The sequence below is a fragment of the Meishania litoralis genome (assembly GCF_042611095.1).
Classification (GTDB): Bacteria; Bacteroidota; Bacteroidia; order Flavobacteriales; family Flavobacteriaceae; genus Meishania; species Meishania litoralis.
Map to the genome: position 1 here is coordinate 1,082,004 of NZ_JBHFPV010000001.1, position 25,139 is coordinate 1,107,142.

A 25,139-nucleotide genomic window follows, 5' to 3' on the forward strand; every position below is an offset into this window, starting at 1 on the left:
AAATTTCACACTGAACTCTAACAAGAAATAGGGTTCAAAAATTTAGGTTATCATTCGAAAATAACCTGGCCAAAAAACTCAGGGCGATGGAAGTCGGGGCTATCGGTGCCAACGGGATTCCAGCTAATGTAGTGTGCCTCGGCAGTTTTGTTCCCGCATTTATAGAAATTGGCCTTTGCCGAGAGCCCTTTCAATCGAATATGCTTGTCACGCACCAAACTTGTGGCCGGAATAATGATCGTCATTTCCCAGGTGTGGTTACCCGATTTTTCAATAAAGGGCCGGTTTCCCAAAGTAGAGTTTACCTTTATTTCTTTTTCAATGATGCCAGGATCCACAAAGGTACGCCCGGCGCGCCCGGGACCATAGGCCAAATGTGTCACCCCTACACAATTGAACTCGAAGTTATAATAATTGCCGTTCGCTTGAGGGTCGAAGAAAAATTCCACACAACTGTCATTAGACACCCCTCCATTGGTCTCGGTGACCTCGGCCAGAATGCTTTTTTCATTCACATAATACTTCAGCCAAATTTGATTATCGTGATGCGCAATTCTAAACTGTACTTCGGGCAAGTATTGAAATTCGGACCAATTGAGCAGGTCGATCGAATGAAGCTCTGTTCGTTCTTCCAATAATTCTGAAACAACGGCCAAGTCGATCTCTTTATCCGTTTTGATTTCCTGTACATGTAGGGTTTTGGATTTTTCCATTTGGGCCGGGCAACTTGTAAAGGACAAACATAGAAACAATGTCAATATGAATCCTTTAATTTTTAAACCAAAATCGTGAAAAGATTCCATCTGAATAGATAAACTGTGCATTCGCCACTAATTTACCTTATTTTTATTTGACTTGGATACCACCCTTAAAATTGGCCTTATATTTTGATACCTTTACGAAATGAACAAACTAACGGCACTTATTGCAATCGCATTTTTTTGTATCTCATGCGCCAATAAAAAAGAACCGATCAGTGAAAAGCCGAATATCGTTTTCATCTTTGCGGATGACCTTACCTATACCGCCATCAATGCCTTGGGCAATAATGAGGTTCAGACCCCTAACCTCGATCGATTAGTACAAAACGGAACGACGTTTACCCATGCGTACAATATGGGCGGCTGGAACGGTGCCATATGTGCGGCCTCACGAGCGATGATAATCTCGGGTAGAAGTGTATGGGATGCCAATGCCTTTCGTCAACGGTGGATAAAAGGTAAGAATATGGACAAGACCTGGGGCAGGCTCATGGCAAGTGCCGGATACGAAACCTATATGACCGGCAAATGGCATGTCGATGCCCTAGCCGATAGTGTTTTTCAAAATGTCGTACACGTCAGGCCCGGTATGCCAAGGGATTCTTGGAGCCATCAAGGCACCATACCCATTGTAAACGAGATGTTGGCGAAGGGAGCGACCAATGAGGAAATCAGGGCGATCGGCTATAATCGCCCGCTAAGTGAAAATGACACGACCTGGTCGCCGACCGATAAAAAATATGGCGGTTTTTGGCAGGGTGGCAAACACTGGAGCGAAGTACTGAAAGACGATGCGCTAGGTTTTATCGATAAGGCCAAAAAAAGTGACAAGCCTTTTTTTATGTACCTCGCCTTCAATGCGCCACATGACCCAAGGCAGGCTCCAAAAGAATATTTGGACAAGTACCCTTTGGAGAATCTTAGTGTTCCTGAAAGTTTTCTCCCCATGTACCCTTATAAGGACAGTATGGGAAATGGCCCTGATTTAAGGGACGAGGCCCTGGCACCTTTTCCCAGAACGGAATACGCGGTCAAAAAACACAAACAGGAGTATTATGCGCTGATATCCCATCTTGATGATCAAGTAGGTGAAATTCTGGAAGCCCTAAAAGCTTCGGGAAAGATGGACAATACCTACGTCATTTTCACTTCCGACCATGGACTGGCCGTAGGCCGGCACGGGCTGTTGGGGAAGCAATCACAATTTGACCATAGCATTCGACCTCCATTTATGATCGTCGGGCCCGATATTCCTGAAGGAAAAAAAATCGATGCGGATATTTATCTGCAGGATGCCATGGCAACAAGTCTTGAATTGGCGGGCATTGAAAAACCCGATTATGTATTCTTCAATAGTATTCTCGATTTGGTCGATGGAAGCCGAACAGAAAGTCATTATGACGCCATTTATAACGGATATATCGACCTGCAACGTATGATCCGCAAAGATGGCTTTAAACTGATCGTCTATCCCAAATTGAAGAAGGTACTGCTGTTCGATATGGAAAAAGACCCCGAAGAGATGAACGATCTTGCCGAATTGCCCGAGTATCAAGAAAAAGTGGATATGTTATTTTCTGACCTTTTGGTGCTACAAAATGAAATGAAGGACCACTTGGATATTAGTCACATAAGGCCCGTCACAATCCTTGATTGAAGGTAAACGAAGATTACAGATCATAAAATTCAATCGCATTCCCGCCCATAATTGCCATCCTTTCACCGTCGCTCAGGGGGGCAATGAAATCAACTACCAATTGCTTGACCTGCCCATAATTTCCTGCCACAAGACAAACCGGCCAGTCGGATCCGTACATAATGCGGTCGGGGCCAAAAACATTTAGCACCCAGTCCATATAAGGTATGATCTGTTGTGGGGTCCAAGTTTTGTAATCGGCCTCGGTAATCATTCCCGATAGTTTGCAATAGACATTTTCGTATCGGGCGATTTCCTTTATCAAAATGGCCCAGCCCTCAAAAAATCCATCTTTGATGTAGGGCTTGGCTATATGATCAATAACGAATTTTTGGTTCGGAAACTGTTTTACGAACTCCAAGGCAGCACCCAATTGATGGGGAAAAATGAGAATGTCATAAACGTGGCCATATTTCTCCAATAATGAAATGCCCTTTAAAAAACTAGGCCTCATCAAGAAATTATGGTCGGCTTCACCCTGTACGATATGGCGCCAACCTTTCAGCTTCTTCTCGGCGCTATATTTTTCCATTACCGCGTCAATGGCGTTCGATCGTAGGTCGGCCCATCCGACCACTCCTTTTATAAAATCATTTTGGTCGGCAAGGTCGAGCAGAAAATCGGTTTCGGCCAAGGTTTGATCCGCCTGAACGGCCACAGAGCCATCAATATCGTTTTCTTGATAGACTTTCTTTAAATCTTCCGGTAGAAAGTCGCGCCGAATTACTGCCATGTCCTCATCGATCCATGCGTGTTTTACAGGTTCATATTTCCAGAAATGCTGATGTGAATCAATGTTCATCTTGTCGGTTCTTTAACTATATAATCTTGAAAAGATATTCTACAATGAAATACCCCTTTTCCAAGGGATAAAATCTTCTTGCCCTAGACGTACCGCAGCCGTAACGACTTCGCCACTTGCGACTTTTATGATATAATCAAGTAATTCGGCCCCTTTCGTCTCGATCGTATCCTCACCGGTAATAATACTTCCGGTACTGAAATCAATGATGTCAGGCATGCGATCCGTCAAGGTATTATTACTTGACATTTTGATTACGGGGGCGATGGGGTTACCTGTTGGGGTACCCAATCCGGTGGTAAAGGCGATTACATTGCATCCTGAGCCGGCGAGTCCGGTAGTACTTTCCACGTCATTGCCGGGGGTACACAATAGGTTGAGTCCTTTACGGGTCGATTTCTCGGTATAGTCAAGCACTTGGGTCACAGGTGATGTTCCACCTTTTTTTGCCGCTCCAGCCGATTTGATGGCATCGGTAATCAGTCCGTCCTTGATATTGCCGGGCGAAGGGTTATTGGCAAAGGCAGACCCCAATGCCACCGCCCTAGCGGAATACGAATCCATAAGATCTGCAAATTTCTTCGCCTCGTTTTCGGTTGCGCAACGATTTATCAATTCTTGCTCGACCCCATTCAGTTCGGGAAATTCGGATAGTATCGTAGTTCCGCCAAGCGCAACCAATAAATCGGATGCATAGCCCAATGCAGGATTTGCCGAGATTCCTGAAAACCCGTCAGAAGCACCACATTCGAGTCCCAAGGTCAGATGGCCCAGCGAAGCCGGTGCACGTTCGATCTTGTTCGCCTCGATCAGCCCTATAAAGGTTTTCTTTACGGCCTCTTCGATAAAGTGACGTTCGCTTTCACTTTTCTGTTGCTCTAAAATATAAAGCGGCTTTGAAAAGTTTGGGTCGCGCGCCTCGATTCCTTTCAATACATTCTTGACTTCAGCGTTTTGGCAGCCCAAACTTAAAATCGTTGCCCCTGCGACATTCGGATTGGTAATATACCCGGCAAAAAGGTTACATAGGGTTTCAGAGTCTAAACGGAAGCCCCCACACCCTCCTTCATGGGTCAGAAATTTGATGCCATCAACATTCGGGAACAACCTGTTCTGTATGATTTCATCAGGACCTTGAATTATTTTGGCTTCCATCAATTCATCTTCGCTTGCACCTTTTTTATATCGACTTACCAAGGTCTCGGTGTCAACGATAAAATCACTGGTCGTATAATACCCCAATGATTTTAGCAAGGCCGATTTCATTACTTCGACATTTCTGTTCTCACAAAAGACCATGGGAATGACCAACCAATAATTGGCCGTTCCTACGCTACCGTCGGCCCTATGATAGCCGTTAAAAGTCTTGTCTTTCCATCGGGTAACATCCGGTGCCGACCAAAGCAATTTTTCCTTGCCCACCGCATATTCCGAAGAGGCATGTACCACATTTTCGGTCGTTATGGCCGCACCTTGGGCAATCGGTTGTGTCGCCTTGCCCACCAAGGCCCCGTACATGATTATTTCATCATTGACCGATAATTCGGAAATGGTGAACTTATGCTTGGCCGATACGTTCGTTGCCAATTCAAAATGTTCGCCGTTATGATCGATCAACGCGCCTTTCGATAGATCTTGAAGAGCGGCCAGTACATTGTCTTTGGGGTGTATCTGTAAAAAGCTTTTGGACATATCTTAATTAAATAGCCTTATTCGGTAGATGGGATTCCCCTTTGAAAAGGAAACAACTAAAATAACCATCTTTTTAGAATAGTTGATTCTTGAATTTCAATAATATTGCGCTTTAAGAAGGCATTTCAGGGAGGCTCCATCCATTTTGATAGGTATGGCAGATAAACTCGGTCGCCGATTCGAGTGCATTGAATTCTTTCCGTTCTACATTCCAGGTGGGCGACCCGTTCACCATTTCGAAGCCGAATTTTTCAACGACCTGCATGGTTTCGTTGGCACCGATATTGGTAAACTTCATATTTTCCCCGTCCCATTTCAACGTTTTGTTCAATCCTTGAAGGCGAATCGCCAGAACCCCTAACAGTACCATTTCGTTGAAAGGCCCCGAATAATCGAAACTCGCAGACCCATTTGTTCTATTTTCAGGAGATTCCTTGCACGCCCGTATCCAATCTTGCTCATGTGGCCCATCGATATAGCCCACTGCGCCCGGTATCCTTTTTAAATAGGGGGCAACCTCTGGAAGCCTACCCGAAAGCAATCTTGGGTTGAACCCTCCGCAGTCGCATATCAACGTATCTTTAGTGCCAACAAGCAAACATCCTCCTAACCCATCTCTTATCATGGGAACGCCGTCATCAAGGAGATCGGGCCTGTCGGGGAGGAATCCTCCATCATACCAGTGCACTTTTACCGGTGGCATTTTTACTTTTTCCAAGGCCTCCCTCTCAGGGAAATCGAAACGAACTTTTTCCGCGTTCGGGGCACTTTCGGTATTCACTGTGGTGGAACTGCCCGAAATTGCCTCCGGATATTTCAATTTCAACGCCCTATAGATAGGATCCATCACATGACAAGCCATATCACCAAAGGCCCCCGTGCCGAAATCCCAAAACCCGCGCCAGTTCCATGGCGTATATATTTCATGATACGGACACATGGGCGCCGGACCAATAAACAAGTCCCAATCAAAATTCTTCGGTATTTCCATCGCCGTTTTCGGGCGTTCCAGACCTTGTGGCCAAATGGGTCGGTCGGTCCATGCATGGGCTTCGACGACCTCACCGATCTCACCATTCCAGACCCATTCACAGAGTTGCCGCACCCCATCACCTGAATTTCCCTGATTGCCCATTTGGGTCGCGCCGTTGTATCGTTCGGCCAATTTTGTCAACAACCGCGATTCGTAGACCGAATGTGTCAGGGGTTTTTGGCAGTACACATGTTTGTCCATAGTTAAGGCCGTGGCCGAAATAGCGGCATGGGTATGATCGGCCGTCGCTACCATGACGGCATCCATCGAATCTCCTAGTTCATCGAACATTTTTCGCCAATCATAATATTTCTTGGCCTTCGGAAAGGCATCGAAACACTTTTGGCCATAATTCCAGTCGATATCACAGAGTCCGATTATGTTCTCGGTATCCATGGCGTTAAGATTGTTGAACCCTTTACCACCAACCCCGACCCCTACTATGTTCAGGGTATCGCTGGGCGGTTTATGGCCCAATCCGCTGATTACATGACTCGGCACGATCGAAATACAAATTCCGGCAGCGGTCGTTTTTTTAATAAATTTTCGACGGGAATTCAGTTTCATCATATCGCTAAGGTTATTTGACGTGACAAGGAGAAGAAAGGTAATGAAAAAACAGCCTTGAAAGTACTATTTAAAGGCCCTTTTATTGTATGGCGTATTTGAATATTCCTGCCCTTGGCACAAATTTATTTTTCTTACATTGTATTCCATATCAATTCAAATCCCATGAAACCTAGAATCATTGCCCCACTTTTCATGTTCATATTCTTTTTGATGTCCATTGGTTTTGGCCAAGACTCAAACGAAAAAGATGAAAGCGGTTGGATTTCTTTATTCAACGGTGAAAATTTTGACGGATGGAAGGTGGGCAATAACGCCCAAAGCTTTTCCATTGAAAATGGCTCGATAAAGGTCAACGGTCCCGTAGCCCACTTGTTCTATATGGGTGAAGTGGGCAATCATTCCTTTACAAATTTCGAATTCAAGGCGTCGGTCATGACCAAACCGGGGTCGAATTCAGGAATTTATATGCATACCCAGTATCAGGAAAGTGGATGGCCCAAATACGGCTATGAGGTACAGGTCAACAATTCACAGGGGGATTGGAAACGTACAGGAAGCCTGTATAACATTGTCAACGTTAGGGAAACCTATGTCGATGACAATGAATGGTATACTGAATATATCAAGGTAGAAGGCAAACGAATAATCGTGAAAATAAACGATATCGTGGTCGTTGACTATACCGAACCTGATGACCCCGTTCGGGACGAAGGCGAAGTCAACAGGGTCTTAAGCCAGGGAACCTTCGCACTTCAAGGCCATGATCCGGGCAGTACTGTTTACTATAAAGATATTATGGTGAGAATTCTTCCTTGATCTATCGATGATTCGCTAGTTCGAAAATGCCGTCATTACGAATAAAAAATGCCGCACAGCAGGTCGGCATTTGCTTGGATTCTTAGGTTGGGCTCCCTTCGGCTTCGCTCATGGCAAACTTCTCGCCCGAACTATGGCAACAAAAAAAGAGCTGCATTTTGAAGGCATTGTTATAAGTGATTAACGAGAAGTTTAAATAAAGAATGATGAAATATTCTAGAAAGCCTAAGCAGGTAAGTTCAACAGAGGAACATTCAAAATCAGCCAAGAGAGGATTCTATTTCGCGAGCGCCCTATTTCAATCTCTAACCCAAGGTGTCAAAACTTATGCTTCGGAAACTGGAGCCCGCAAAGATTTTCTAGATGAAAACCAATATTTGTTTTCAGGTTTAATGTTAGTTGGAATGTTCGCATATCTTGATAGTACCTTGGGCAAAGGATGGGTTGATAGGCATGGTGGCAATCATATACGGGATTTAAATTGCCTCAGGATAGTTAGAAATGCGTATATACATACTAATTCAAATATAGAAGCACTTGAATCAACTAATGAGGATGATATTAATGTAGTTCGGTTATATATTGACGATTTAAGCAAAGGAATTGTAAATGATGATAAAGGGAACCCATTTCCTCAATATCTAAGTATTTCTGATGATAATGTTGTCGTTTTAAATGAGAAGGCATTTCATATTCTTAAGGTACTTATCACAACAATAAGTCATTAGCTATTTTTAAATTGGCAAAGAAGAACTAGTTAGTTTTTAAGATAAAAGTTCAATAATAAGATTATTTCAATTTTGAGATCTAAAGCATTGTTGTAAATGAAATTTGTTCGCTCCTTAAAGGTGATTTTTATAATGGTCATCCTGATTGCGGGCGGATTCGCTTTTTGGTTGTATAATGATTTGCATAGCCCTGTAAGGCATAATAACGCCAAGAAATATATTGTGATTGAACAAGGTTCTACTTCAAATAGTATTCTCGGAGTATTGCGAGATCATGATGTACTACAGGCACCCTTGGCAACCAAAATTTATTTGCGATTCTTTAATAGAGACGTTAAAATGGAAGCAGGTGATTACAAATTTCCTTCTCCCATCAGCCCCATCGAGGTTATAAACCAGCTTAAACACGGGAAGAGAAGAACCAGGACGCTAACTATTCCAGAGGGTTGGACCCGTTTTGAGATTGCCAAACGCATTTCAAAAGCGTTTCCGGTAGAGCCATTGATGAGTGAAAAAGAGGTATTGGCATTGATGGATGATACTAGCCTAATCCAAGAGATAGATTCCGAAACAAAAAGCCTTGAAGGATATCTTTACCCTACAACTTACGAGTTTGAATTTGGCACCCACCCAAAGGAGATAATCGCGAAAATGGTAAAACAATTTAAATTAGTTTGGCAACCGGAATGGGATGGGTTGGCACTGGAACTAGGTAGAACGAAGCGAGAAATTGTCATCATTGCCAGTCTCATTGAAAATGAATCAAAAATAGATTCGGAACGTAATTTGGTAGCCTCCGTAATTTACAATCGCCTTGAGAAAGGAATCCCATTGGGAATTGATGCTACCAATGTATACATTGCTAGATTACTTGGCCGATGGGATGGTATCATTCACAAGAGTGATGTTGAAGTAGACCATCCATACAATACTCGAAGAGTAGTTGGATTGCCCCCTGGTCCAATCAGTTCGCCAAGCAGGACGGCTATTGAAGCGGCGCTACATCCGGCTCAGACGGATAATCTTTATTATGTTCTAAATATACAGGCCCAAGATGGTTCACACCACTTTTATTCAAGCGCCATTGAGTTTGCTAAGGGCAAAGCTGATTATCAAAGATGGTTGGCTGGCCAACGGGCCAACTGATTTTATTTAAAGTGAAGTTCAAATAAACGATCTATCTTAACTCTAGTATTGATTATGAACAAAAAATTGCCATCAAGAGCTTCTGTAAACGAGATTGTTTTAGAAACATTGAAGAACGCTCATGACCTCCTAGATGAAGCAACAATCTTGTTTAAATATTCGAAATTTCCTCGAAGTTTTGCATTAAGTCAATTTTGTCTAGAAGAACTTGGTAAGGCTTGTCTGTATGTTGATGTTCTGAACAGTAGAGATGAAGATTGGTATGAAGACCGGTGGAACACTGCAATGGCAATGATGTATGACCACAAACTTAAATTAGTTCAATCATCATTTCTTCATTATGAAATGAGGTTATCCAAACTGAAATCGGTCGGAGATTCGAAAAAAAAATTTGATTTGCTTAATACCATTCTCCCCAGTAAGGAAGAAATTGAAGCGTTTAATAAACTCAAAAACAACAGCCTCTACGTAGGATACAAGAAGGGTAAATTAATCACTCTTTCGAAAGAAATTGACTTACAGTTAGCAAAAAAAAGGCTGAATTTAGCTAAGAAAATCAATGAATGGTGTCAGAGAGTATTCAAAGAGGATGTGCGCCGTAATTTAAAAGAGAACCACTTACTTAAAGCTTGATAAACAGTTCTTGTCTTTAGAAAAGTTCAATTAAACTATACTATTGTTCGAGCCAATTTCTAAATCCCTTTGTAATTGAAGAGCTAGTTATGGCGTGTTCCTCGAATCCTCGAATTTTGAGTGCAAGCCGATTCTTTGCGTAAGATTCGATATTTTCAATGTGTCCGATATTCACGATTTGACTTCGGTTGATTTTATAAAAATGTTTGGGGTTCAACTCTTTGATTACTGAACCAATGTTTTGCGTAATACTATGGAGTTGGCCATCTGAACCAATAACCTTGCAAAAATCCCCGTTGGCCTGAATCAACGAAATATCAGTAGTGTTCAATAATTTTATTCCTTCCCGTTTCTTGATAGCAAATCGTTTCTTGTAATTTTCATTGCGATGCTCAAGTACGTTGTTGAGTTTTTTGAAAATATCTTTTTCTAGCGTTTTTGGCTCAAAAAGGTCAAGGAACTTTTTTAGGGCTTTGTCGAAGTCTTCCTTCAAATAAGGTTTAAGGATGTAGGCGATACCGTTCGTTTGAAAGGCTTGCAGTAAATGTTCATCATAAGCCGTGCAAAAGATTATTGGAGTCGCGGTTTCTGCCTTTTCAAAAACTTCAAAAGAACTACCGTCCAATAGTTTGATGTCCGACAGTATTAAATCATAAGCATTTCGTTTTAACAATGCGGTGCCTTCTTTCACGGTTCTTGAACTATCCATGGTAAAAGACTCGTCGAAGAAATCGGATAGGTAGGAAACCAATTTCTTATGTGCAGGAGTTTCGTCTTCTAAAATAAGAACATTCATAAATATCGGTTTAATCCAAAACCTTTAACAAAGGTAATTTGATTGTGAAAATAGCCTCGGTTTCTTCCACCTCGATTGTTTGGTCGCTCAATAATTCGTATCGCTTAGACAGGTTTTTAAGACCCGTGCCCAATGATTCATTCTTAGTTAGACCATTGGTTTTTGAGTTCGTAATCGAAACGATTTCCTCTTCGATTAAGATTACTGTACTGATAATTTTTTCATCCAAAGCTTTGTTGTGCTTGACCACATTTTCCAAAACTGTCAGCAGGGCTCCATTAGGTAAGTAAATAGTCTTAGGAACTGTCTTGTTTATTATTTCAAAACTATAATCGTTTTCAAACCGGGTTTCAATCAAGTAAAAATAATTTCTGGCCAATTCAAGTTCATCTTCCAAGGTTACGATATCCTCATCCTTGGTATGGATCAAATGCCGATAAAGAGCTGCTAAATGAGAAATGTACTTCTTGACCTTCTCTTTCGGGGAATAGTCAATTAGGGCATCTATTGTATTTAGGCTGTTATACAGAAAATGTGGATTGTATTGTGAACGCAACACTTTCAGTTCCAACTCTTTTTGGGCATTTTGCAACTGAACATAATCCAACTTATTCTCATAGAATTTTTTACCTAAAATGAGCCCTAAGGGCAATGCAACATCGGGTGTAGAATTATAAAAACTATTGACCAGGATAATAGCCAAAGAGGGATTCCATTGCCAAGGAGGGTCGGCGGTAAAATAATCTCGAAGCAGATCTAAAAACCCAACAAGTCCTAAAGCCGTAAATGTGAGCAGGAAGAAAACAAAGTATTTTTTTTGAGATACGATATATTTTTGGATGAGCCATGTGATGATCGCTATTAATACGAGTGTCTTTAGTATAAATCCTAACAATCCGGTAACAATTTCGAAATTGGTGTATTTTTCAACTGTATATCGAAAAGCCAGCCAAGAAGTAGCGATAATAAAGTACATTATCGTAAGATGATAATCCGATTTATTGAATCTAAAGCTGTTCATATTCTATTTCTGACACTATAATTTTTTTAATACCTACGGCACCATAAGATATTGCAATAATGTCAATGGCAAGGTTGATTGATTGGCATTTGTGAAAATGACAAAACCCCATTTTGTGTCCGGTGAAATTACGAATAAGCTACTATATCCAGGGTTGTTACCACCATGACCATAAGCCGATCCGTACGGGAGAGTAGCTTTTGCAAATCCCAATGTCCAATCCGTTATGCCTTCTTGTCTTTGGGGGTGGTCTTCTGGTAATTCAACTTGGGTTTCAAAAAGCTGTTTGTAGCTTTCTTTGGATAGACCTTGTTCATCCATTAGGGCAATTACCCATCTTGAAAAATCCAAGGCTTCGGAATGTATTGAAAACGCGGCCCCGAAAATGAAAGGATCATCGTCTTCTTCTACAGCCACTCCTTCAAAATAACCTTTTGCCTTATTCTTCATGTTCTTCTTGTCTTGAAGATATTTGGTTATGTCCATCTTCAAAGGACGAGCAATCCGTTCTTGATAGATAGCTTCCAATCCGGCATCATCTGTTTTTAATATGTGCATCAAAACCTTGGCCAAATATTGGTATCCTTCCCCGGAGTACTCAAAGGCACTACCTGGTTCGAATTTGATGAACAGTTTACCCTCTTCGAAGTCAGACCTCCAATTCGGGAATCCTGTTGTATGGGAAAGTACCATTCTGGCCGTAATCTTTTTATAGCGCATATCATCGGCAATATCCTCATAGGGTAAATACTCAAAAAGTGGCTTGTCCAAATCCAACTTGCCTTCTTCAACGAAGCCCATTATAAAATAGGCGAACAAAGGTTTTGAAAGCGAAGCTCCTTCAAAAATGGTATTCTCCGTTACTTTCTTTTTGGTTTCAATATCGGAATATCCCTTAACCGTATGATAAACTATTTTTCCATGGTTTATAATGGCCACAGAGACCCCCGGGACATCCAATGCCTTCATTTGGCTTAGCAAAAAAATGTCGAGGGAGTCCGTTGAAATTTCTTTGCCCGCTAAATTGACCAAAGTTCTACTTTGCTTTACGACCTGTCCTTTAGTCGTTTTACAGGATATGCAGATTGAAATGAAGACGATAATTAGAATGGTTTTTCTTGTGATGAGTAGCATGCTGTTCGTTTTTTGATTGATACCAACGAAGATGTCCAAATCAAAATCATTCTAAAACCGGAAAACGAAGAGAAAGGTTAATTTGGGGATGAATAAGTATAAAAAGGGGATAAAGGATTTGGAGTTTGAAATATTTGACTGCTAAAAATAAGTCCTATTATTCTTAACTTACCGTTCTAAAAGTTCAAAAAAAGGATAGTTATTAATACTCAAATTCTTGCTGAAGTCTAATATAATAAGTACATTAGTCTAGTTATTTTAGAATAAAACAATAATTATGTTAGACATTGTATACGGCTATCAAAGTTTACTCGATAACATCGACATATATATAGAGGGTAGCAAGTTCAAGAAAGAGTATTTAATCGAAGAGCTAGGTGTGTCACGGGCTACCTTCTACAACAAGGTCAAAAAAAAGAATTTCACGATCGATGAAATGGTAATTTTGAGCAAAATACTCTTTCCTGAGGAGGCAAAGGTTTTTGAAATAAAAGAGGCGCTTAGGGCCAGTCGAAACGATAGTGAGAAAGGAAGGGTTCGAAGTCACGAATCCGTTATTTCGGATGCTCGTAAAAAGTTGCTTACATGACCGTAGTTTGGACTAGAACCGCAGAAACCTCCTTTAATGGAATAGTCGACTACCTGCTGGAGCTATGGACGGTTGAAATAGCAACTAATTTTGTGGACATAGTTGAACATACCGTTGAGCAAATAATTGAACATCCAGAAATGTTTAAAGTATCAGAGTATGACAACCAAAGTAGGGCGGCTTTGATTACTAAGCATACTACCATGTTCTATAGGGTTCTTGATGACCAAATTGAAATTGAATACTTCTGGGGGAACTTTGATAATCCTGACAAAATAAAAGATTTGCTAAAGTCAAAATAAACGATGAGTATAATGCCTAATTACAAATCAAATGAAAATCGACACCTATTTTTAAAAGCAAATAATTCGAATCTATTTGTTGTACAGATGTTGTACTGGTCTAAAATAAAGAAGCCATTCAAGAGATTGAATGGCTTGCTCTCATTAAGCTCCTCAGGTTGGGCTCGAACCAACGACCCTCTGATTAACAGTCAGATGCTCTAACCAACTGAGCTACTGAGGAAGATCTACTGCCTTACCTAGGCAAAGCGGGTGCAAATATAATTTTTTTTTCAAAACACGCCATAAAAAATAAGCGGTTTTGATGTGTCGATTACGAATTTCTGTAATCGTTACAAGAACCTTTTGATGATATTCCAGATATCGTTGCCAAAAATAATGGCCATAAGCCCCAAAATAAAAACAAACCCGATAATCTGGCCTGTTTCAAGTACCTTTTGACTTGGGGGTCTTCCTGAAATAATCTCATAGAGCAAAAACATGACATGGCCCCCATCGAGCGCCGGTATCGGCAATAAGTTCACAAAGGCCAACCAGACCGAGAACATGGCTAGAAAACTCCAAAAAAATGTCCAATCCCAAGTGGGGGACATCATCTCTACAATACCAATGGGGCCCTTGACCTGTTTATAGGCCTCTGTTTTGGTATTGAAAATCACCTTGAACTGACGCACTTGGTCGGTCAACACTTTAATGGTTCTTTTGAAACCGGCGGGTATTGACTCAAAGAAACCGTAAGTATCGGTAACCCGTAGGTCTTCGATGCTCGGATAAATGCCTATTTTTCCCTCTTCGGGCACAACCAGCTCAACATTGGTCTTGGCGTTGTTTCTGTTGACCTCGATATTCATACGGCCATTGGGTGAAGACGATATCAACCCTGTTAGTTGATCCCAATAATCAACAGGTTTGCCATTTACACCAACAATTTCGTCTCCCGACATGATTCCTGCTTTTAAAGCCGCCGATTTGGGAATCACGCTATCGACAATCGCTTTTTGACGATAACTTAAAAAATTTCTTCCCTGTAATTTAAATACCGTGGCCTTGCCCTCATCGGATAACGGAATGACAAGTTCCTGCCCCTCTCGTTCCACGGTCACCTCATCCCCTAAAATTATCTGTAAAACGGCATCCCTGAAGGTTTTGGTCTTTTTGCCATCTACCGCCAATATCTTGTCGCCGGTCCGTAATCCTAGTTGCTCACCAACAGAATCTACAAGAATCCCGTATTTCAAACTATCGGCAGGTATATAGGTATCGCCGTTGTTAAAAAGCAACATGGAATAGACAAACCACGCCAACAGAAAGTTGACGGTTACCCCGCCCAACATAATGATTAGGCGTTGCCAGGCCGGTTTACTCCTGAACTCCCATGGCTTGGGCGGTTCTTTCATTTGCTCGGTATCCATGCTCTCATCGATCATACCCGCAATCTTGACGTAGCCGCCCAACGGCAACCACCCGATCCCATATTCGGTTTCCCCGATCTTTTTCTTGAAAAGGGAAAACTTCCAATCAAAAAAGAGGTAGAATTTTTCGACCTTGGTCTTGAAATATCTTGCCGGCAAAAAATGTCCGAACTCATGAAGTATCACGAGTATGGATATAATAATGACAAATTGTATAATCTGGATCGTTATTGTCATCTAGGTTCTTTTTATTCTTAAAACGCACAAAAGTACATCTTTAACAATTCTTAAAAAAAGAAACTCATAAGGCACCCGTTTTTTTATGAAAGTTTAACAGCACTGTGGGTCGCGAAGGTTTGAAAGCCCCACTTTGCTGATGTACCTTTGCAAAACGATTATGAGAAAGTTTTTTGCCAGCTATCGTTTATTTGCACTCGCCTTCTTCGCGCTCTCTTCCATCATTGTCTATCTGTTCTACCAAGCACTGCAACCGAAAGAAGTCTTGCCTGTTTATCAACCTTCAATGGTCAACCCTGAACTTGTCGATAGTACGATTCAATATGTAAAAAAATATCATACCGTAAAAGACTTTTCCTTAACCAATCAAAATGGTCGAACCGTTACCCAAGAAGACTACAGGAACAAAATCTATATCGCGGATTTCTTCTTTACTACATGCCCGACCATTTGCCCGATAATGACCAAGAATATGGTCGATATTCAGGCGCATGTTCGAAATGACGATGAGGTGCTTCTACTTTCCCATTCCGTGACACCGGAAATCGATTCGGTGGCACAGCTAAAAAAATATGCTCTGGAAAAAGGGGTAGACGACAAAAAATGGAACCTGGTCACCGGAGACAAAAAACAGATATATGAGCTTGCCCGTAAATCGTATCTCGCCGTACAGAACGATGGCGATGGAGGGCCCTTTGACATGATCCACACCGAAAATTTTATTTTGGTGGATAAGGAAAAACGTATCCGCGGATTTTACGACGGTACCAAAACACAGGAAATCGAGCGATTGATTGAAGACCTTAAAATATTGAAGGCTTCGTATGTAAACTAAGTTACAAATACCATTTTTTAAAAATTTGCTCCATCAGTTCGGTTTTTTCCCTTATTTTTGTCCTTACTTATAATCAATCTAAATAAAAATTGATAGTAACCGTTGCACAGTTGAAACGAGGTCAAAAGGGCATTATCAAAGAATTCTCCGAAGACATACTGCCCATAAAACTTCTTGAATTGGGGTGTCTACCGGGCAATGAAATTGAATTGGTACAGGTAGCCCCGTTCAAAGACCCGATCTATATCAATGTCAACGGTTCACATATCGCCATTCGCCGTACCGTGGCGCAACTAATCGAATTGGAACTTGTTGAAGACAATATCGCCCTATGAGCAAACAAATCAATGTTGCGCTTATAGGCAATCCCAACACCGGAAAGACAAGCGTTTTCAATCAACTCACGGGTCTTAATCAAAAAGTGGGCAACTACCCCGGTATTACGGTCGAAAAAAAGGAAGGAATCTGTAAACTGCCGAGGGGCGTTCGGGCACATATACTGGATCTTCCTGGAACGTATAGCCTGAATACAACTTCGTTGGACGAAAGTGTGGCCGTCGAACTGCTGCTGAACAAAAACGACAAGGACCACCCAGATGTGGCCATCGTAATCTCGGATGTCGAGAACCTCAAAAGAAACCTGCTGCTCTTTACCCAAATAAAGGATTTGAAGATTCCTTCCATTCTGGTCATCAATATGGCCGACCGAATGGATAAAAAAGGAATTACCCTAGACATTCCGCTTTTAGAGGAAAAATTGAATACAAAGATTGCCTTGGTAAGTACCAGAAAAGGCATGGGTATCGACTATCTTAAAGAATTGATCGCCGATTATAAGAACATTCCCATAAAGCAAAATGTCGACATTACCGTAATCGAGCCAGACTATTTTGACCGACTGAAAACGACCTTTCCCAAACAAGATCTTTACAAACTTTGGCTGGTCATCACGCAGGATGTCAACTTTATGCCGATCGAGAAAAATTTGATCAAAGACGCCTCTTCCTTTGTCACAAAATCAAAATCGGAACTGAAACGTCTACAGCAAAAGGAAACCATTCTACGCTATCAGTTCATCAACGGCATCTTAAAAGAAACTTATAAGATAGATGTAAACGCGGCAAAAGGTCTGAGAGCATCCTTTGACAAAATTCTGACCCATAAAATATTCGGGTATCTGATCTTTTTTGTCATACTTCTTACCATCTTTCAGGCCATTTACGATTGGAGCAGTGTTCCACAGGACTATATCGACGAATTGTTCGTGAAGGCCAGTGGTTGGATCAAAACCACTTTGCCTCCCGGTGTGTTTACAGATCTGATCGCCGAAGGTGTTCTGGCCGGAATCGGCGGCATCGTGATTTTCATTCCCCAAATCGCTTTCCTATTCCTTTTTATCGCCCTACTTGAAGAATCGGGGTACATGAGCCGCGTCGTGTTCTTGATGGATCGGTTGATGCGCCCTTTCGGACTCAGCGGAAAGAGTGTGGTCCCCTTAATTTCGGGCACGGCATGCGCCATTCCGGCAATCATGGCTACCCGCAATATCGAGAGCTGGAAGGAGCGTTTGATCACAATTTTGGTAACCCCCTTTACAACCTGTTCCGCTCGCTTGCCTATCTATTTGATCATTATCGCCTTAGTCATACCCGAAGGACGTTTTTTGGGCCTGAGCTACCAAGCTTTGACCCTAATGCTCCTTTACCTCATCGGTTTTGCAGCGGCAATCGTCTCGGCGATGATCCTGAACAAGATTCTAAAGATAAAAAGCCGTACTTTTTTTGTGGTCGAAATGCCCAATTATAAGCTTCCGCTATTAAAAAATGTTGCCTTAACGGTATGGGAAAAAACCAAGAGTTTTGTTTTCGGTGCGGGCAAGATCATCTTGGCCATCTCCATTATTCTATGGTTTCTTGGATCCAACGGGTATTCCCATGAATTCGAAAATGCCGAACAGATCGTAAAAAGTCGCATCGAAACCGAAGGGCTTTCGATATTTAACCAAACCATCATCGAACAAGAGCTTTCGCGCTATCAAAATTCGCTTAAAAACAGTGAGGCAAAGAATGGTCATAACATTTCTGATTCGGTAATTGCCGATTCGTTGACAATACGAAGGTCAGAATTGGTTTCAATGGCGATCAACCAAGAAATTTCAAGTTTCAAATTGGAGAATTCGTATATCGGTATTATAGGAAAGACCATCGAACCCATAGTAAAACCTTTGGGGTACGATTGGAAAATCGGTATTGCCGTTTTGACCTCTTTTGCCGCACGGGAAGTATTCGTCGGTACACTTGCCACGATTTATAGCGTGGGCAGCGACGAAGAGGAGACCATTAAACACAGAATGGCCGCGGAAATCAATTCCCAGACCAAAAAACCTTTGTTCAATTTGGCCTCCGGCATTTCCCTTTTGCTGTTCTATGCTTTCGCCATGCAATGCATGAGTACCCTCGCAATCGTCAAACGTGAGACCAATTCTTGGAAATGGCCCGTGACACAACTGGTATTTATGAGTCTTTTTGCGTATATTGTTGCATTGGTCGCTTATCAAATTCTTAAATAAATGAGCCTAGTACAACCCATTTTAGCCTACCTGACCTTAGCCATGGCAATCGGTTATTTGGTGTTTAAATTCTTTGTTCCAAAAGCTATCCTTAGTAAGAACAAAAAGAATCAAAAAGTATGCGGGCAAGATGAATGTGGGTGTCATTAACTTCTTGACAAGCCTAATGTGGTTTTCCCAAAGCAACAAATAGTTCCTTAGTAGCGTCTTGTGTATAAAATACCATCCCTTATTCGTTAAAAAAAGAATAAATCCATATTAAGAAAATCAAAAAAGATAGGGCCGGTCAAAAGGCTATTACTTCTTTTGTCTTGAAAAACCATTCAATAACATCATGCCTAAAATTATCGTCAAACTGCTCACCGCTGGTCTACTAATAGCATCAAGTATGGGCAACGCGCAAACGTTGACTTCCATAGTTTTGGATTCGGCGACCCAAAAACCGATTCCGTATGTTACCGTACAACTGAAGAACAAGGGCATGATTACCAATGAGGAAGGCCGGTTTACCTTTCTCTTGGACAAAAACGTCAAACCGACCGACTCGTTGATCATATCTTGTATCGGTTATGAAACCATCGGTAAACCCATCAACCAGTTTGCCGAAAAAACCATTCTTTTGCGCCCTAAAGCCATTGAGCTCAAAAATGTCATCGTTTCGAACAAACAATACACCGCCGAGGAAATTATCGAGTTGGTCAACGACAATATCGAGAAAAACTATAGCTCAGACCTCACCAAGAAAAGATTGTTCTTTAGAAAGTCTTCCTTTCAGCGCATGAACAAAACAGACTATACACTCAAAAAATCAACGATAGCGGCATTCAACAAAAAATTTATCGATAGCGTTATCCAAACCGTGCCAAAATCGAATAGTTACTATACCGAAGTGCTGGGAGACCTGTATGGCAATTACGACAACGAAAAGCAAAAATTCGATCTTATAAAGGCTTCCGAACTCTATGACAAAAGCATGGAGGTCGATTTGGAGAAATTGGAGGAAAAATTCAATAAAATAATCAAGGAGAACATAAAGACCGACTCGTATTTCAAAATCAAATCGGGTCTGTTCGGCACCAAGGTCGATGCCGATGAACTTTTTGACAATGAAGTAGATTCGACCGACGTCGCTGCCCTCAACAAAGAATTGGAAGAGAAAAAAAAGAACGAGGAGGAGCGAAAAAAGAACTTTGCCCGATACCGGCGCAACACTTTGGGCGACATTTTCAATAGCCTGCCTATCAGGGAGGATACCTATCTGAACTTCCTTTCAAAATCGCGCAGGTATGAATTTACGCTGAAAGATTTCACCTATATGGGCAACGACGCCGTTTATGTAATCGATTTCAAACCAAAACGCTCTGAAGACTATAGGGGCACCTTGTTTATTAATTCTGACGATTTTGCCCTCGTACGCGTCGATTACGAAAATGTGAAATCCGTCAAAAGTTTTAAACTTCTGGGGATCTCGATGAACACTTATCTCTCAAAAGGAAAAATCATTTTTCAAAAAGAGGCCGATAAACCCTATGGACTGCGTTATTTCGAATCGGAAATAGGAAATAGAATGGGCATCAAAAGACCTTTGAAGATCATTGAAAAAAACCGTCATGTAAAGGGCAGGAACAAGCAAAACGAATTGTCGGGCAATATCGACCTTGCCTTTACCAGCATTGACAAGAACGAGGTCGTTGTTTTTGAAACGGAGCAGATTGCCCCGACCAATTTCGAAGCGTTTGAAGAAAACAATTCGATACTGCCTACCTATATGCCCAACTACGATCCCGAATTTTGGAAAGGTTACAACATCATGGAACCCAATACGGCCATCAAAGAATTTACTTCGCAGGGTGAGTCCGTAAAATAGGGGTTCCGTACTTCGAATATTTGCATCTCAAAGAATCGCTTTTTTAACAATGGAGCGATTTTTTTATGTGTTGGTGTAACCTTTTGTAATTTCCTGACTATATAACAATGAACACCAACTAAAAACAGCTGCTGTTGAAAGAACTGACCGACGAAAGGCTTATGGCCGAAGTTGCCGGGGGCAGACTTGACAATCTCAAGATCTTGTTCGAAAGACATCATGTGCATGTGTACAACTTTCTATACAAAATGTCGAGAGATCGTATGTTGAGCGAAGATATCACCCAAGATGTCTTTTACAAGTTGATGAAATACAGAGGTTCGTACAATGGTGGAAATTTTGTTTCATGGATGTTCACGATCGCACGTAACAATTTGAAAACACATTACAGAAGAAATCATGCGGACAATGAAGATTTGAGCGTTTTGGAATATCGGGTGACCGATAACGATGAGGAGAAAACCGAGGATTATTCACATTTACAGAAAGCCTTGGCAAAGCTCGATGCTTCGGATCGCGAGTTATTGGTCATGAACCGCTTTCAAGAAATAAAATATGCCGAGTTGGCCGAAATAACGGGCAGTACCCCCGGGGCGGTAAAAACAAAGGTGAGCCGGGCCCTAAAAAAATTGAAGACAGTTTATTTTGAAAATATATAATGATGGAAAGCAAACACATCATCGAACTTTTACCGGATTATTTGGACGGTCTTTTGGAAGAAAACCTAAAAGCGTCGGTAGCATCACATCTAAAAGAATGCGAGATATGCTCTCAAGAATTGTCACAATTCAAGGAATTGTTGAACGCTTTCAAGAATGAAGAAAGTGCCGTTCCTCCCTCGCGTATCGAGGCAAAGTTCCTTAAGCAATTGGAAGAGGAAAAGCTGATGGTATCGAAGGTCGTCCCCATCAATTCATCTTCGAATGGTAAAAGAAATTCATGGGCCGTCAATCTTTTGAAAATAGCCGCCAGCGTTATCTTATTGGTCGGGGCCTTTTTGACCGGTAAATATCAAACGACTTCAGACGATAGCAAAGAGATTGCACAATTGACGGCAGAAAAAATGGAGTTTCAGCAAATGGCAATGCTTTCGCTGATGGAAAACGAATCGGCAAGCAAGCGTATTCAAGGCGTCAACTCTATCGAGGGATTCAAAAACCCTGATGAAGCCATTGTAAAGGCATTGGCCGACCGGATGCTTCACGACAAAAACACCAATGTGCGTTTGGCCGCCGTTGAAGCCTTAGGAAACTACACAAGTTCAGAGACCGTTAAAAATGCCTTTATCGAAGCACTGAAAACTGAAAAAGATCCGAGTATTCAGATTACCATAATCCATACTTTGGTGAACATCCATGAGCGAAAAGCCATCGAGCCCATGAAAAAACTATTGAATGAAGAAGAAACACAACCCTTTGTAAAAGACAAGATTGAATCATTATTACCTAATATCATATAAACATCAAAAAACGAACAGTCATGAAAAAGCTTTCATTACTCTTAGCTACTTGTGCAATCGCTATGGGCATTCACGCACAATCGGATTACAGTAAACCGTTGAACGGTATTGAATGGGTCAAAATAGAGTCAAAATCGGAAATCGTTCTAAAGACCCATGATAAGAACGAGCTGTTGATCAAGGTTATTAACCTAGAACCCGTACCGGAAAGGGCAAAAGGATTGAAACTTGTAGGCGCCGGTGGCGAAGACAATACCGATGTCGGATTTAACGTGGTGCAGTCGGGCAACAACTTAATCGTTCAAGACGTTAGAAAATCGGGAGGCGCTGAAATCTACCTTCCGAAAACACAGAACGTATCGGCCACCAACTCTTGGAACGGCGATATCAGTATAGATGGTTTTTCGGGCGAGGTAGAGGCCAATGCCAACTTGAACGGTGGACTGACATTGACCAATATATCAGGACCGGTGACTGCCTACTCGTTGAATGAAGGAATTCGAGTTGAGTTCAAGGAAATCAAGCCAGATTCGCCAATAGTACTACGGACTACCAACGGTGAAATAGACGTGACCTTACCTGCGAACGCCGCCGCGGATCTTGAAATGAGCTCTAGGAACGGTGATATCTATACCAATTTTGACCTGAAAAGACCGGATAAGGATGGACTAAAATCCATTTCAGGAAGGAACGTAAAAGGTGCCATAAATGGCGGTGGTGTCGATATCACGTTAAAATCGACCAACGGAAATATCTATTTAAGAAAACAATAATCCATATACAAAAAACGAACAGTTATGAGAAATTTAGCGATCATACTAACAGCGGGCCTCATCAGCCTCGGGGCCAATGCCCAAAAGGTCATTGAAAAGAACATCGATTATAAAAATCAGTATATCGATATCGAATTGAAATTCGCTTCGGAAATCGAAGTCAAGACCTGGGACAAAGCTTCGGTATATGTCAAGGCCGATATCTCTATGGAAGAGGAAAAATATGAAGATATGTTTGAATTGAACATCGACGAAGGCAGCTCTACCATTGACATCGGCACAAACTCGGAGAAGATTTTCAAAAAGATTTGGGACGATTATGAAGAAAAATATGGTAAAAAGAAGCGCTATTTTCATAGGGGCGATGAATATGAATTCAACTACACCGTCTATTTGCCAAAAAATTCCCGTTTCAAGGTAAGCAGCATCAACGGGAGTCTCAAATCAGAGGTCATCGAAGGCGATTTTACGGCCGACCTCATCAACGGTGATATCGATATAAAAGCGTATAAGGGCAACCTTGACCTCAGCACGATAAATGGGGCCATCGACCTTAAAATGATAAATGCCGACCTTGTCGCGGAGACCATCCACGGAAATATCTACGCCGATGAAAAGCTGAAATTCGATGCTACGGATCGCCACGTCGGGCAAAAGATATCGGGTCGCACCGCCGATGGCAAGAATCGACTTCGTTTGAATACCATTAATGGCAATATGTACCTAAGGCTTTAGATGCTGCCACTGGTAAAACAATCATATTTGTAAGGTCAGAAGGTACTTTCATATGACGATAGGCCCCTTGCGGCTGTCTTCTGACCTTCCATATACCCCTGATCGATTTGATTTCGAAAATAAACTGGAAAGCTTTAAGCCATTTGATCTGGTCAAACGACATTCTTGATAAAAAGATACAGTAGCAATCCCCACCCGAATGCCAAGAGCAATCCGCCCAAGGGAGTGACTGGCCCCAGAAATTTTAGTTTCCGGCCCTTTGAGGCACTGAGCGTAAGCCCGTAAATACTGAACGAAAAGAGAAATGTGCCGACCATAAAACAATAGGCCATGCTCTTTTCCAGGGTAGTTTCCAAATTAAAATTGAACCCTATTACCAAAAGTAACAGGGCATGGTACATTTGATATTTTACCCCGGTCTCAAAACTTTTAAGCAGCTCTGCGGTAAACGATTTCTGAAGCGCATGGGCACCAAAAGCCCCGAAAACGATGGCCAAAAGGCCATACAAAGCCCCTACAAATTGTACAAGAAGAACCATGTCTTATTCCAATCTAAAGTTCAAAAAATCGACCTAAAAAGTGAGACGCATTGATTATGGCACAAGGTTATTGCTCCGGTTCGTCATAGAAAAACTGTTCTTTTACGATCTTGCCATCTTTGACTTGATATACCGCAATTTCTGAGGTTGTTGAGCGCATGCCCGACGGCTTATGCGTGGTATCCATTTCAAATTTTACCGAAAACCAATTGTCCGCAACGATAGGGTCGGAAACCTTCGTATCATGTACCTCGAAATTTTCAGTCCACCATTCGCCTTTCTGCTGTATTCCTTCAAAGCCTTCTACCCGACCACCTTCACTTTTACCATCGTTCTCGATACTTATTATTTTAGGGCTGTACAATTCTTGATAGGGTTTTTCAAAATCCCCTTGTTTGCACCATGCGACCAATTTTTCAGCGATTTCCTTGGTTTCCATTTTTCGTTTTTTAATTGATTAATTGAAAAGGAAAAAGTACAACATATGACGGTAATTGGCAAGGGGTCTCAAGACCATATTGGAATTTACACCTCCTTTTGACGAGCCATCATTGGTTCAATGCCGTGCTCTCTTCCATTTTCGTGTGCAGGAATCGAAAAAGATCGGCTGTTTCCGTCGAATCCTTCAGATTGACGAAGAGTTGGGAGGCATCCTTTTTGACCAATCTTATTTTTTGGTTCGAAAAATTATCGACAAAAACATAGACTTTTTTATCGGTAAGCGAATCCTTGAACTCCCGATAAATGCCTTTTCCCTTGTCAAAGGCCGAAAACCCGTTTAGTCTCTCCATAGGTGGAATGCGTTCTACCATCAATATACTGTCAAGGTCTGAATACTTTATTTCCTTATAATAAAACCCTGATAAGATTTGCAGTTGATCGGGTTTAACCTTGGTCCAGTTCTTGAAATGGGCCGATAGCACCAATACACAGACAATGACCGTGATGATGGCCAACATATTCCATAACCAATGTCTTTTTTTAGTTGCCATAT

At 41.6% G+C, this 25,139-nt stretch carries 26 protein-coding genes and 1 tRNA gene; 15 read left to right on the forward strand and 12 right to left on the reverse strand.

Going from position 1 to position 25,139, the window contains the following annotated elements; genetic code table 11:
- Nucleotides 1-50 precede the first annotated feature (50 nt).
- A complete protein-coding gene (locus ACEZ3G_RS04880; protein WP_432424321.1) occupies nucleotides 51-713 on the reverse strand; it encodes a carbohydrate-binding family 9-like protein in 663 nt (220 codons plus the stop codon).
- Between the two features lie 190 nt (nucleotides 714-903).
- On the opposite strand from ACEZ3G_RS04880, the gene ACEZ3G_RS04885 reads away from it, so the two are divergent.
- The gene (locus ACEZ3G_RS04885; protein WP_432424322.1) at nucleotides 904-2,418 is read left to right on the forward strand and encodes a sulfatase-like hydrolase/transferase; all 1,515 of its coding nucleotides are present in this window, start codon (nucleotides 904-906) and stop codon (nucleotides 2,416-2,418) included.
- A 13-nt stretch (nucleotides 2,419-2,431) separates the two neighbouring features.
- On the opposite strand, the gene ACEZ3G_RS04890 is transcribed toward ACEZ3G_RS04885, so the two are convergent.
- From ACEZ3G_RS04890 to ACEZ3G_RS04900, 3 genes are all read right to left on the reverse strand, one after another.
- Nucleotides 2,432-3,259, reverse strand: coding sequence for an amidohydrolase family protein (locus ACEZ3G_RS04890; RefSeq protein WP_432424323.1), 828 nt, complete (start codon nucleotides 3,257-3,259; stop codon nucleotides 2,432-2,434).
- Between the two features lie 39 nt (nucleotides 3,260-3,298).
- Entirely contained in the window at nucleotides 3,299-4,951 is a 1,653-nt protein-coding gene (locus tag ACEZ3G_RS04895; RefSeq protein WP_432424324.1) for a UxaA family hydrolase, read from the reverse strand.
- Nucleotides 4,952-5,063: 112 nt separating this feature from the next.
- Nucleotides 5,064-6,554, reverse strand: a complete 1,491-nt coding sequence (locus ACEZ3G_RS04900) for a Gfo/Idh/MocA family protein (RefSeq protein ID WP_432424325.1) — start codon at nucleotides 6,552-6,554, stop codon at nucleotides 5,064-5,066.
- A 162-nt stretch (nucleotides 6,555-6,716) separates the two neighbouring features.
- On the opposite strand from ACEZ3G_RS04900, the gene ACEZ3G_RS04905 reads away from it, so the two are divergent.
- The 4 genes from ACEZ3G_RS04905 (at nucleotide 6,717) to ACEZ3G_RS04920 (ending at nucleotide 9,877) form a co-directional block, all read left to right on the forward strand.
- Nucleotides 6,717-7,370, forward strand: coding sequence for a 3-keto-disaccharide hydrolase (locus ACEZ3G_RS04905; protein ID WP_432424326.1), 654 nt, complete (start codon nucleotides 6,717-6,719; stop codon nucleotides 7,368-7,370).
- A 203-nt stretch (nucleotides 7,371-7,573) separates the two neighbouring features.
- Nucleotides 7,574-8,098, forward strand: coding sequence for a hypothetical protein (locus ACEZ3G_RS04910; protein ID WP_432424327.1), 525 nt, complete (start codon nucleotides 7,574-7,576; stop codon nucleotides 8,096-8,098).
- Between the two features lie 96 nt (nucleotides 8,099-8,194).
- On the forward strand, nucleotides 8,195-9,244 hold the full coding sequence (gene mltG / locus ACEZ3G_RS04915; RefSeq protein WP_432424328.1) for an endolytic transglycosylase MltG: 1,050 nt from the start codon (nucleotides 8,195-8,197) through the stop codon (nucleotides 9,242-9,244).
- A gap of 54 nt (nucleotides 9,245-9,298) precedes the next feature.
- Nucleotides 9,299-9,877 carry an AbiV family abortive infection protein gene (locus ACEZ3G_RS04920; RefSeq protein ID WP_432424329.1) on the forward strand — a complete coding sequence of 193 codons (579 nt, stop codon included), beginning with the start codon at nucleotides 9,299-9,301 and terminating at the stop codon, nucleotides 9,875-9,877.
- A gap of 40 nt (nucleotides 9,878-9,917) precedes the next feature.
- Here ACEZ3G_RS04920 and ACEZ3G_RS04925 read toward each other — a convergent pair whose 3' ends face one another.
- From ACEZ3G_RS04925 to ACEZ3G_RS04935, 3 genes are read right to left on the reverse strand one after another with little or no spacing between them, the layout of a single operon-like run.
- Nucleotides 9,918-10,673, reverse strand: a complete 756-nt coding sequence (locus ACEZ3G_RS04925; protein WP_432424330.1) for a LytR/AlgR family response regulator transcription factor — start codon at nucleotides 10,671-10,673, stop codon at nucleotides 9,918-9,920.
- 10 nt (nucleotides 10,674-10,683) lie between these two features.
- On the reverse strand, nucleotides 10,684-11,694 hold the full coding sequence (locus ACEZ3G_RS04930; RefSeq protein WP_432424331.1) for a sensor histidine kinase: 1,011 nt from the start codon (nucleotides 11,692-11,694) through the stop codon (nucleotides 10,684-10,686).
- 33 nt (nucleotides 11,695-11,727) lie between these two features.
- Nucleotides 11,728-12,828 carry a serine hydrolase domain-containing protein gene (locus ACEZ3G_RS04935; protein ID WP_432424332.1) on the reverse strand — a complete coding sequence of 367 codons (1,101 nt, stop codon included), beginning with the start codon at nucleotides 12,826-12,828 and terminating at the stop codon, nucleotides 11,728-11,730.
- 277 nt (nucleotides 12,829-13,105) lie between these two features.
- Between ACEZ3G_RS04935 and ACEZ3G_RS04940 the strand changes: the two genes are divergently transcribed.
- Both ACEZ3G_RS04940 and ACEZ3G_RS04945 read left to right on the forward strand, forming a co-directional pair.
- Nucleotides 13,106-13,417: a hypothetical protein gene (locus ACEZ3G_RS04940; protein ID WP_432424333.1), complete on the forward strand. Its 312-nt coding sequence runs from the start codon at nucleotides 13,106-13,108 to the stop codon at nucleotides 13,415-13,417.
- Entirely contained in the window at nucleotides 13,414-13,719 is a 306-nt protein-coding gene (locus ACEZ3G_RS04945; RefSeq protein ID WP_432424334.1) for a type II toxin-antitoxin system RelE/ParE family toxin, read from the forward strand. Before ACEZ3G_RS04940 ends, ACEZ3G_RS04945 begins: the two co-directional genes overlap by 4 nt.
- A 149-nt stretch (nucleotides 13,720-13,868) precedes the next feature.
- Here the strand turns inward: ACEZ3G_RS04945 and ACEZ3G_RS04950 are convergent.
- Nucleotides 13,869-13,942 (reverse strand) — tRNA-Asn (locus tag ACEZ3G_RS04950).
- Nucleotides 13,943-14,051: 109 nt separating this feature from the next.
- Nucleotides 14,052-15,368, reverse strand: a complete 1,317-nt coding sequence (gene rseP / locus ACEZ3G_RS04955; RefSeq protein ID WP_432424335.1) for an RIP metalloprotease RseP — start codon at nucleotides 15,366-15,368, stop codon at nucleotides 14,052-14,054.
- A 160-nt stretch (nucleotides 15,369-15,528) separates the two neighbouring features.
- Between rseP and ACEZ3G_RS04960 the strand changes: the two genes are divergently transcribed.
- From ACEZ3G_RS04960 to ACEZ3G_RS04995, 8 genes are all read left to right on the forward strand, one after another.
- Nucleotides 15,529-16,203, forward strand: coding sequence for an SCO family protein (locus ACEZ3G_RS04960; RefSeq protein ID WP_432424336.1), 675 nt, complete (start codon nucleotides 15,529-15,531; stop codon nucleotides 16,201-16,203).
- 89 nt (nucleotides 16,204-16,292) lie between these two features.
- On the forward strand, nucleotides 16,293-16,538 hold the full coding sequence (locus ACEZ3G_RS04965) for a FeoA family protein (RefSeq protein ID WP_432424337.1): 246 nt from the start codon (nucleotides 16,293-16,295) through the stop codon (nucleotides 16,536-16,538).
- The gene (feoB, locus tag ACEZ3G_RS04970) at nucleotides 16,535-18,772 is read left to right on the forward strand and encodes a ferrous iron transport protein B (RefSeq protein ID WP_432424338.1); all 2,238 of its coding nucleotides are present in this window, start codon (nucleotides 16,535-16,537) and stop codon (nucleotides 18,770-18,772) included. Before ACEZ3G_RS04965 ends, feoB begins: the two co-directional genes overlap by 4 nt.
- Before the next feature lie 334 nt (nucleotides 18,773-19,106).
- Complete coding sequence (locus tag ACEZ3G_RS04975; RefSeq protein ID WP_432424339.1) at nucleotides 19,107-20,639, forward strand: carboxypeptidase-like regulatory domain-containing protein; 1,533 nt, start codon at nucleotides 19,107-19,109, stop codon at nucleotides 20,637-20,639.
- A gap of 134 nt (nucleotides 20,640-20,773) precedes the next feature.
- The gene (locus tag ACEZ3G_RS04980; protein WP_432424340.1) at nucleotides 20,774-21,298 is read left to right on the forward strand and encodes an RNA polymerase sigma factor; all 525 of its coding nucleotides are present in this window, start codon (nucleotides 20,774-20,776) and stop codon (nucleotides 21,296-21,298) included.
- A complete protein-coding gene (locus tag ACEZ3G_RS04985) occupies nucleotides 21,298-22,098 on the forward strand; it encodes a HEAT repeat domain-containing protein (protein WP_432424341.1) in 801 nt (266 codons plus the stop codon). Before ACEZ3G_RS04980 ends, ACEZ3G_RS04985 begins: the two co-directional genes overlap by 1 nt.
- Nucleotides 22,099-22,118: 20 nt before the next feature.
- On the forward strand, nucleotides 22,119-22,871 hold the full coding sequence (locus ACEZ3G_RS04990; protein WP_432424342.1) for a DUF4097 family beta strand repeat-containing protein: 753 nt from the start codon (nucleotides 22,119-22,121) through the stop codon (nucleotides 22,869-22,871).
- Nucleotides 22,872-22,895: 24 nt separating this feature from the next.
- Nucleotides 22,896-23,606: a hypothetical protein gene (locus ACEZ3G_RS04995; RefSeq protein WP_432424343.1), complete on the forward strand. Its 711-nt coding sequence runs from the start codon at nucleotides 22,896-22,898 to the stop codon at nucleotides 23,604-23,606.
- Nucleotides 23,607-23,758: 152 nt separating this feature from the next.
- Here the strand turns inward: ACEZ3G_RS04995 and ACEZ3G_RS05000 are convergent, their stop codons facing one another.
- From ACEZ3G_RS05000 to ACEZ3G_RS05010, 3 genes are all read right to left on the reverse strand, one after another.
- Nucleotides 23,759-24,145 carry a DUF423 domain-containing protein gene (locus ACEZ3G_RS05000; protein WP_432424344.1) on the reverse strand — a complete coding sequence of 129 codons (387 nt, stop codon included), beginning with the start codon at nucleotides 24,143-24,145 and terminating at the stop codon, nucleotides 23,759-23,761.
- 67 nt (nucleotides 24,146-24,212) lie between these two features.
- Complete coding sequence (locus ACEZ3G_RS05005) at nucleotides 24,213-24,584, reverse strand: SnoaL-like domain-containing protein (RefSeq protein ID WP_432424345.1); 372 nt, start codon at nucleotides 24,582-24,584, stop codon at nucleotides 24,213-24,215.
- Between the two features lie 109 nt (nucleotides 24,585-24,693).
- Nucleotides 24,694-25,137 (reverse strand): hypothetical protein, encoded by a 444-nt coding sequence (locus ACEZ3G_RS05010; protein WP_432424346.1) that lies wholly within the window; start codon nucleotides 25,135-25,137, stop codon nucleotides 24,694-24,696.
- Nucleotides 25,138-25,139 lie beyond the last annotated feature (2 nt).

Coding starts and splice junctions, on each gene's coding strand:
- ACEZ3G_RS04890 (WP_432424323.1), bottom strand. CDS start 3,259: ATGAACATTGATTCACATCAGCATTTCTGGAAATATGAACCTGTAAAA.
- ACEZ3G_RS04940 (WP_432424333.1), top strand. CDS start 13,106: ATGTTAGACATTGTATACGGCTATCAAAGTTTACTCGATAACATCGAC.
- rseP (WP_432424335.1), bottom strand. CDS start 15,368: ATGACAATAACGATCCAGATTATACAATTTGTCATTATTATATCCATA.
- ACEZ3G_RS04975 (WP_432424339.1), top strand. CDS start 19,107: ATGCCTAAAATTATCGTCAAACTGCTCACCGCTGGTCTACTAATAGCA.
- ACEZ3G_RS04985 (WP_432424341.1), top strand. CDS start 21,298: ATGATGGAAAGCAAACACATCATCGAACTTTTACCGGATTATTTGGAC.
- ACEZ3G_RS04930 (WP_432424331.1), bottom strand. CDS start 11,694: ATGAACAGCTTTAGATTCAATAAATCGGATTATCATCTTACGATAATG.
- feoB (WP_432424338.1), top strand. CDS start 16,535: ATGAGCAAACAAATCAATGTTGCGCTTATAGGCAATCCCAACACCGGA.
- ACEZ3G_RS04935 (WP_432424332.1), bottom strand. CDS start 12,828: ATGCTACTCATCACAAGAAAAACCATTCTAATTATCGTCTTCATTTCA.
- ACEZ3G_RS04905 (WP_432424326.1), top strand. CDS start 6,717: ATGAAACCTAGAATCATTGCCCCACTTTTCATGTTCATATTCTTTTTG.
- ACEZ3G_RS04925 (WP_432424330.1), bottom strand. CDS start 10,673: ATGAATGTTCTTATTTTAGAAGACGAAACTCCTGCACATAAGAAATTG.
- ACEZ3G_RS04945 (WP_432424334.1), top strand. CDS start 13,414: ATGACCGTAGTTTGGACTAGAACCGCAGAAACCTCCTTTAATGGAATA.
- ACEZ3G_RS05005 (WP_432424345.1), bottom strand. CDS start 24,584: ATGGAAACCAAGGAAATCGCTGAAAAATTGGTCGCATGGTGCAAACAA.
- mltG (WP_432424328.1), top strand. CDS start 8,195: ATGAAATTTGTTCGCTCCTTAAAGGTGATTTTTATAATGGTCATCCTG.
- ACEZ3G_RS04880 (WP_432424321.1), bottom strand. CDS start 713: ATGGAAAAATCCAAAACCCTACATGTACAGGAAATCAAAACGGATAAA.
- ACEZ3G_RS04990 (WP_432424342.1), top strand. CDS start 22,119: ATGAAAAAGCTTTCATTACTCTTAGCTACTTGTGCAATCGCTATGGGC.
- ACEZ3G_RS04960 (WP_432424336.1), top strand. CDS start 15,529: ATGAGAAAGTTTTTTGCCAGCTATCGTTTATTTGCACTCGCCTTCTTC.
- ACEZ3G_RS04900 (WP_432424325.1), bottom strand. CDS start 6,554: ATGATGAAACTGAATTCCCGTCGAAAATTTATTAAAAAAACGACCGCT.
- ACEZ3G_RS04910 (WP_432424327.1), top strand. CDS start 7,574: ATGATGAAATATTCTAGAAAGCCTAAGCAGGTAAGTTCAACAGAGGAA.
- ACEZ3G_RS04895 (WP_432424324.1), bottom strand. CDS start 4,951: ATGTCCAAAAGCTTTTTACAGATACACCCCAAAGACAATGTACTGGCC.
- ACEZ3G_RS05000 (WP_432424344.1), bottom strand. CDS start 24,145: ATGGTTCTTCTTGTACAATTTGTAGGGGCTTTGTATGGCCTTTTGGCC.
- ACEZ3G_RS04885 (WP_432424322.1), top strand. CDS start 904: ATGAACAAACTAACGGCACTTATTGCAATCGCATTTTTTTGTATCTCA.
- ACEZ3G_RS04920 (WP_432424329.1), top strand. CDS start 9,299: ATGAACAAAAAATTGCCATCAAGAGCTTCTGTAAACGAGATTGTTTTA.
- ACEZ3G_RS05010 (WP_432424346.1), bottom strand. CDS start 25,137: ATGGCAACTAAAAAAAGACATTGGTTATGGAATATGTTGGCCATCATC.
- ACEZ3G_RS04995 (WP_432424343.1), top strand. CDS start 22,896: ATGAGAAATTTAGCGATCATACTAACAGCGGGCCTCATCAGCCTCGGG.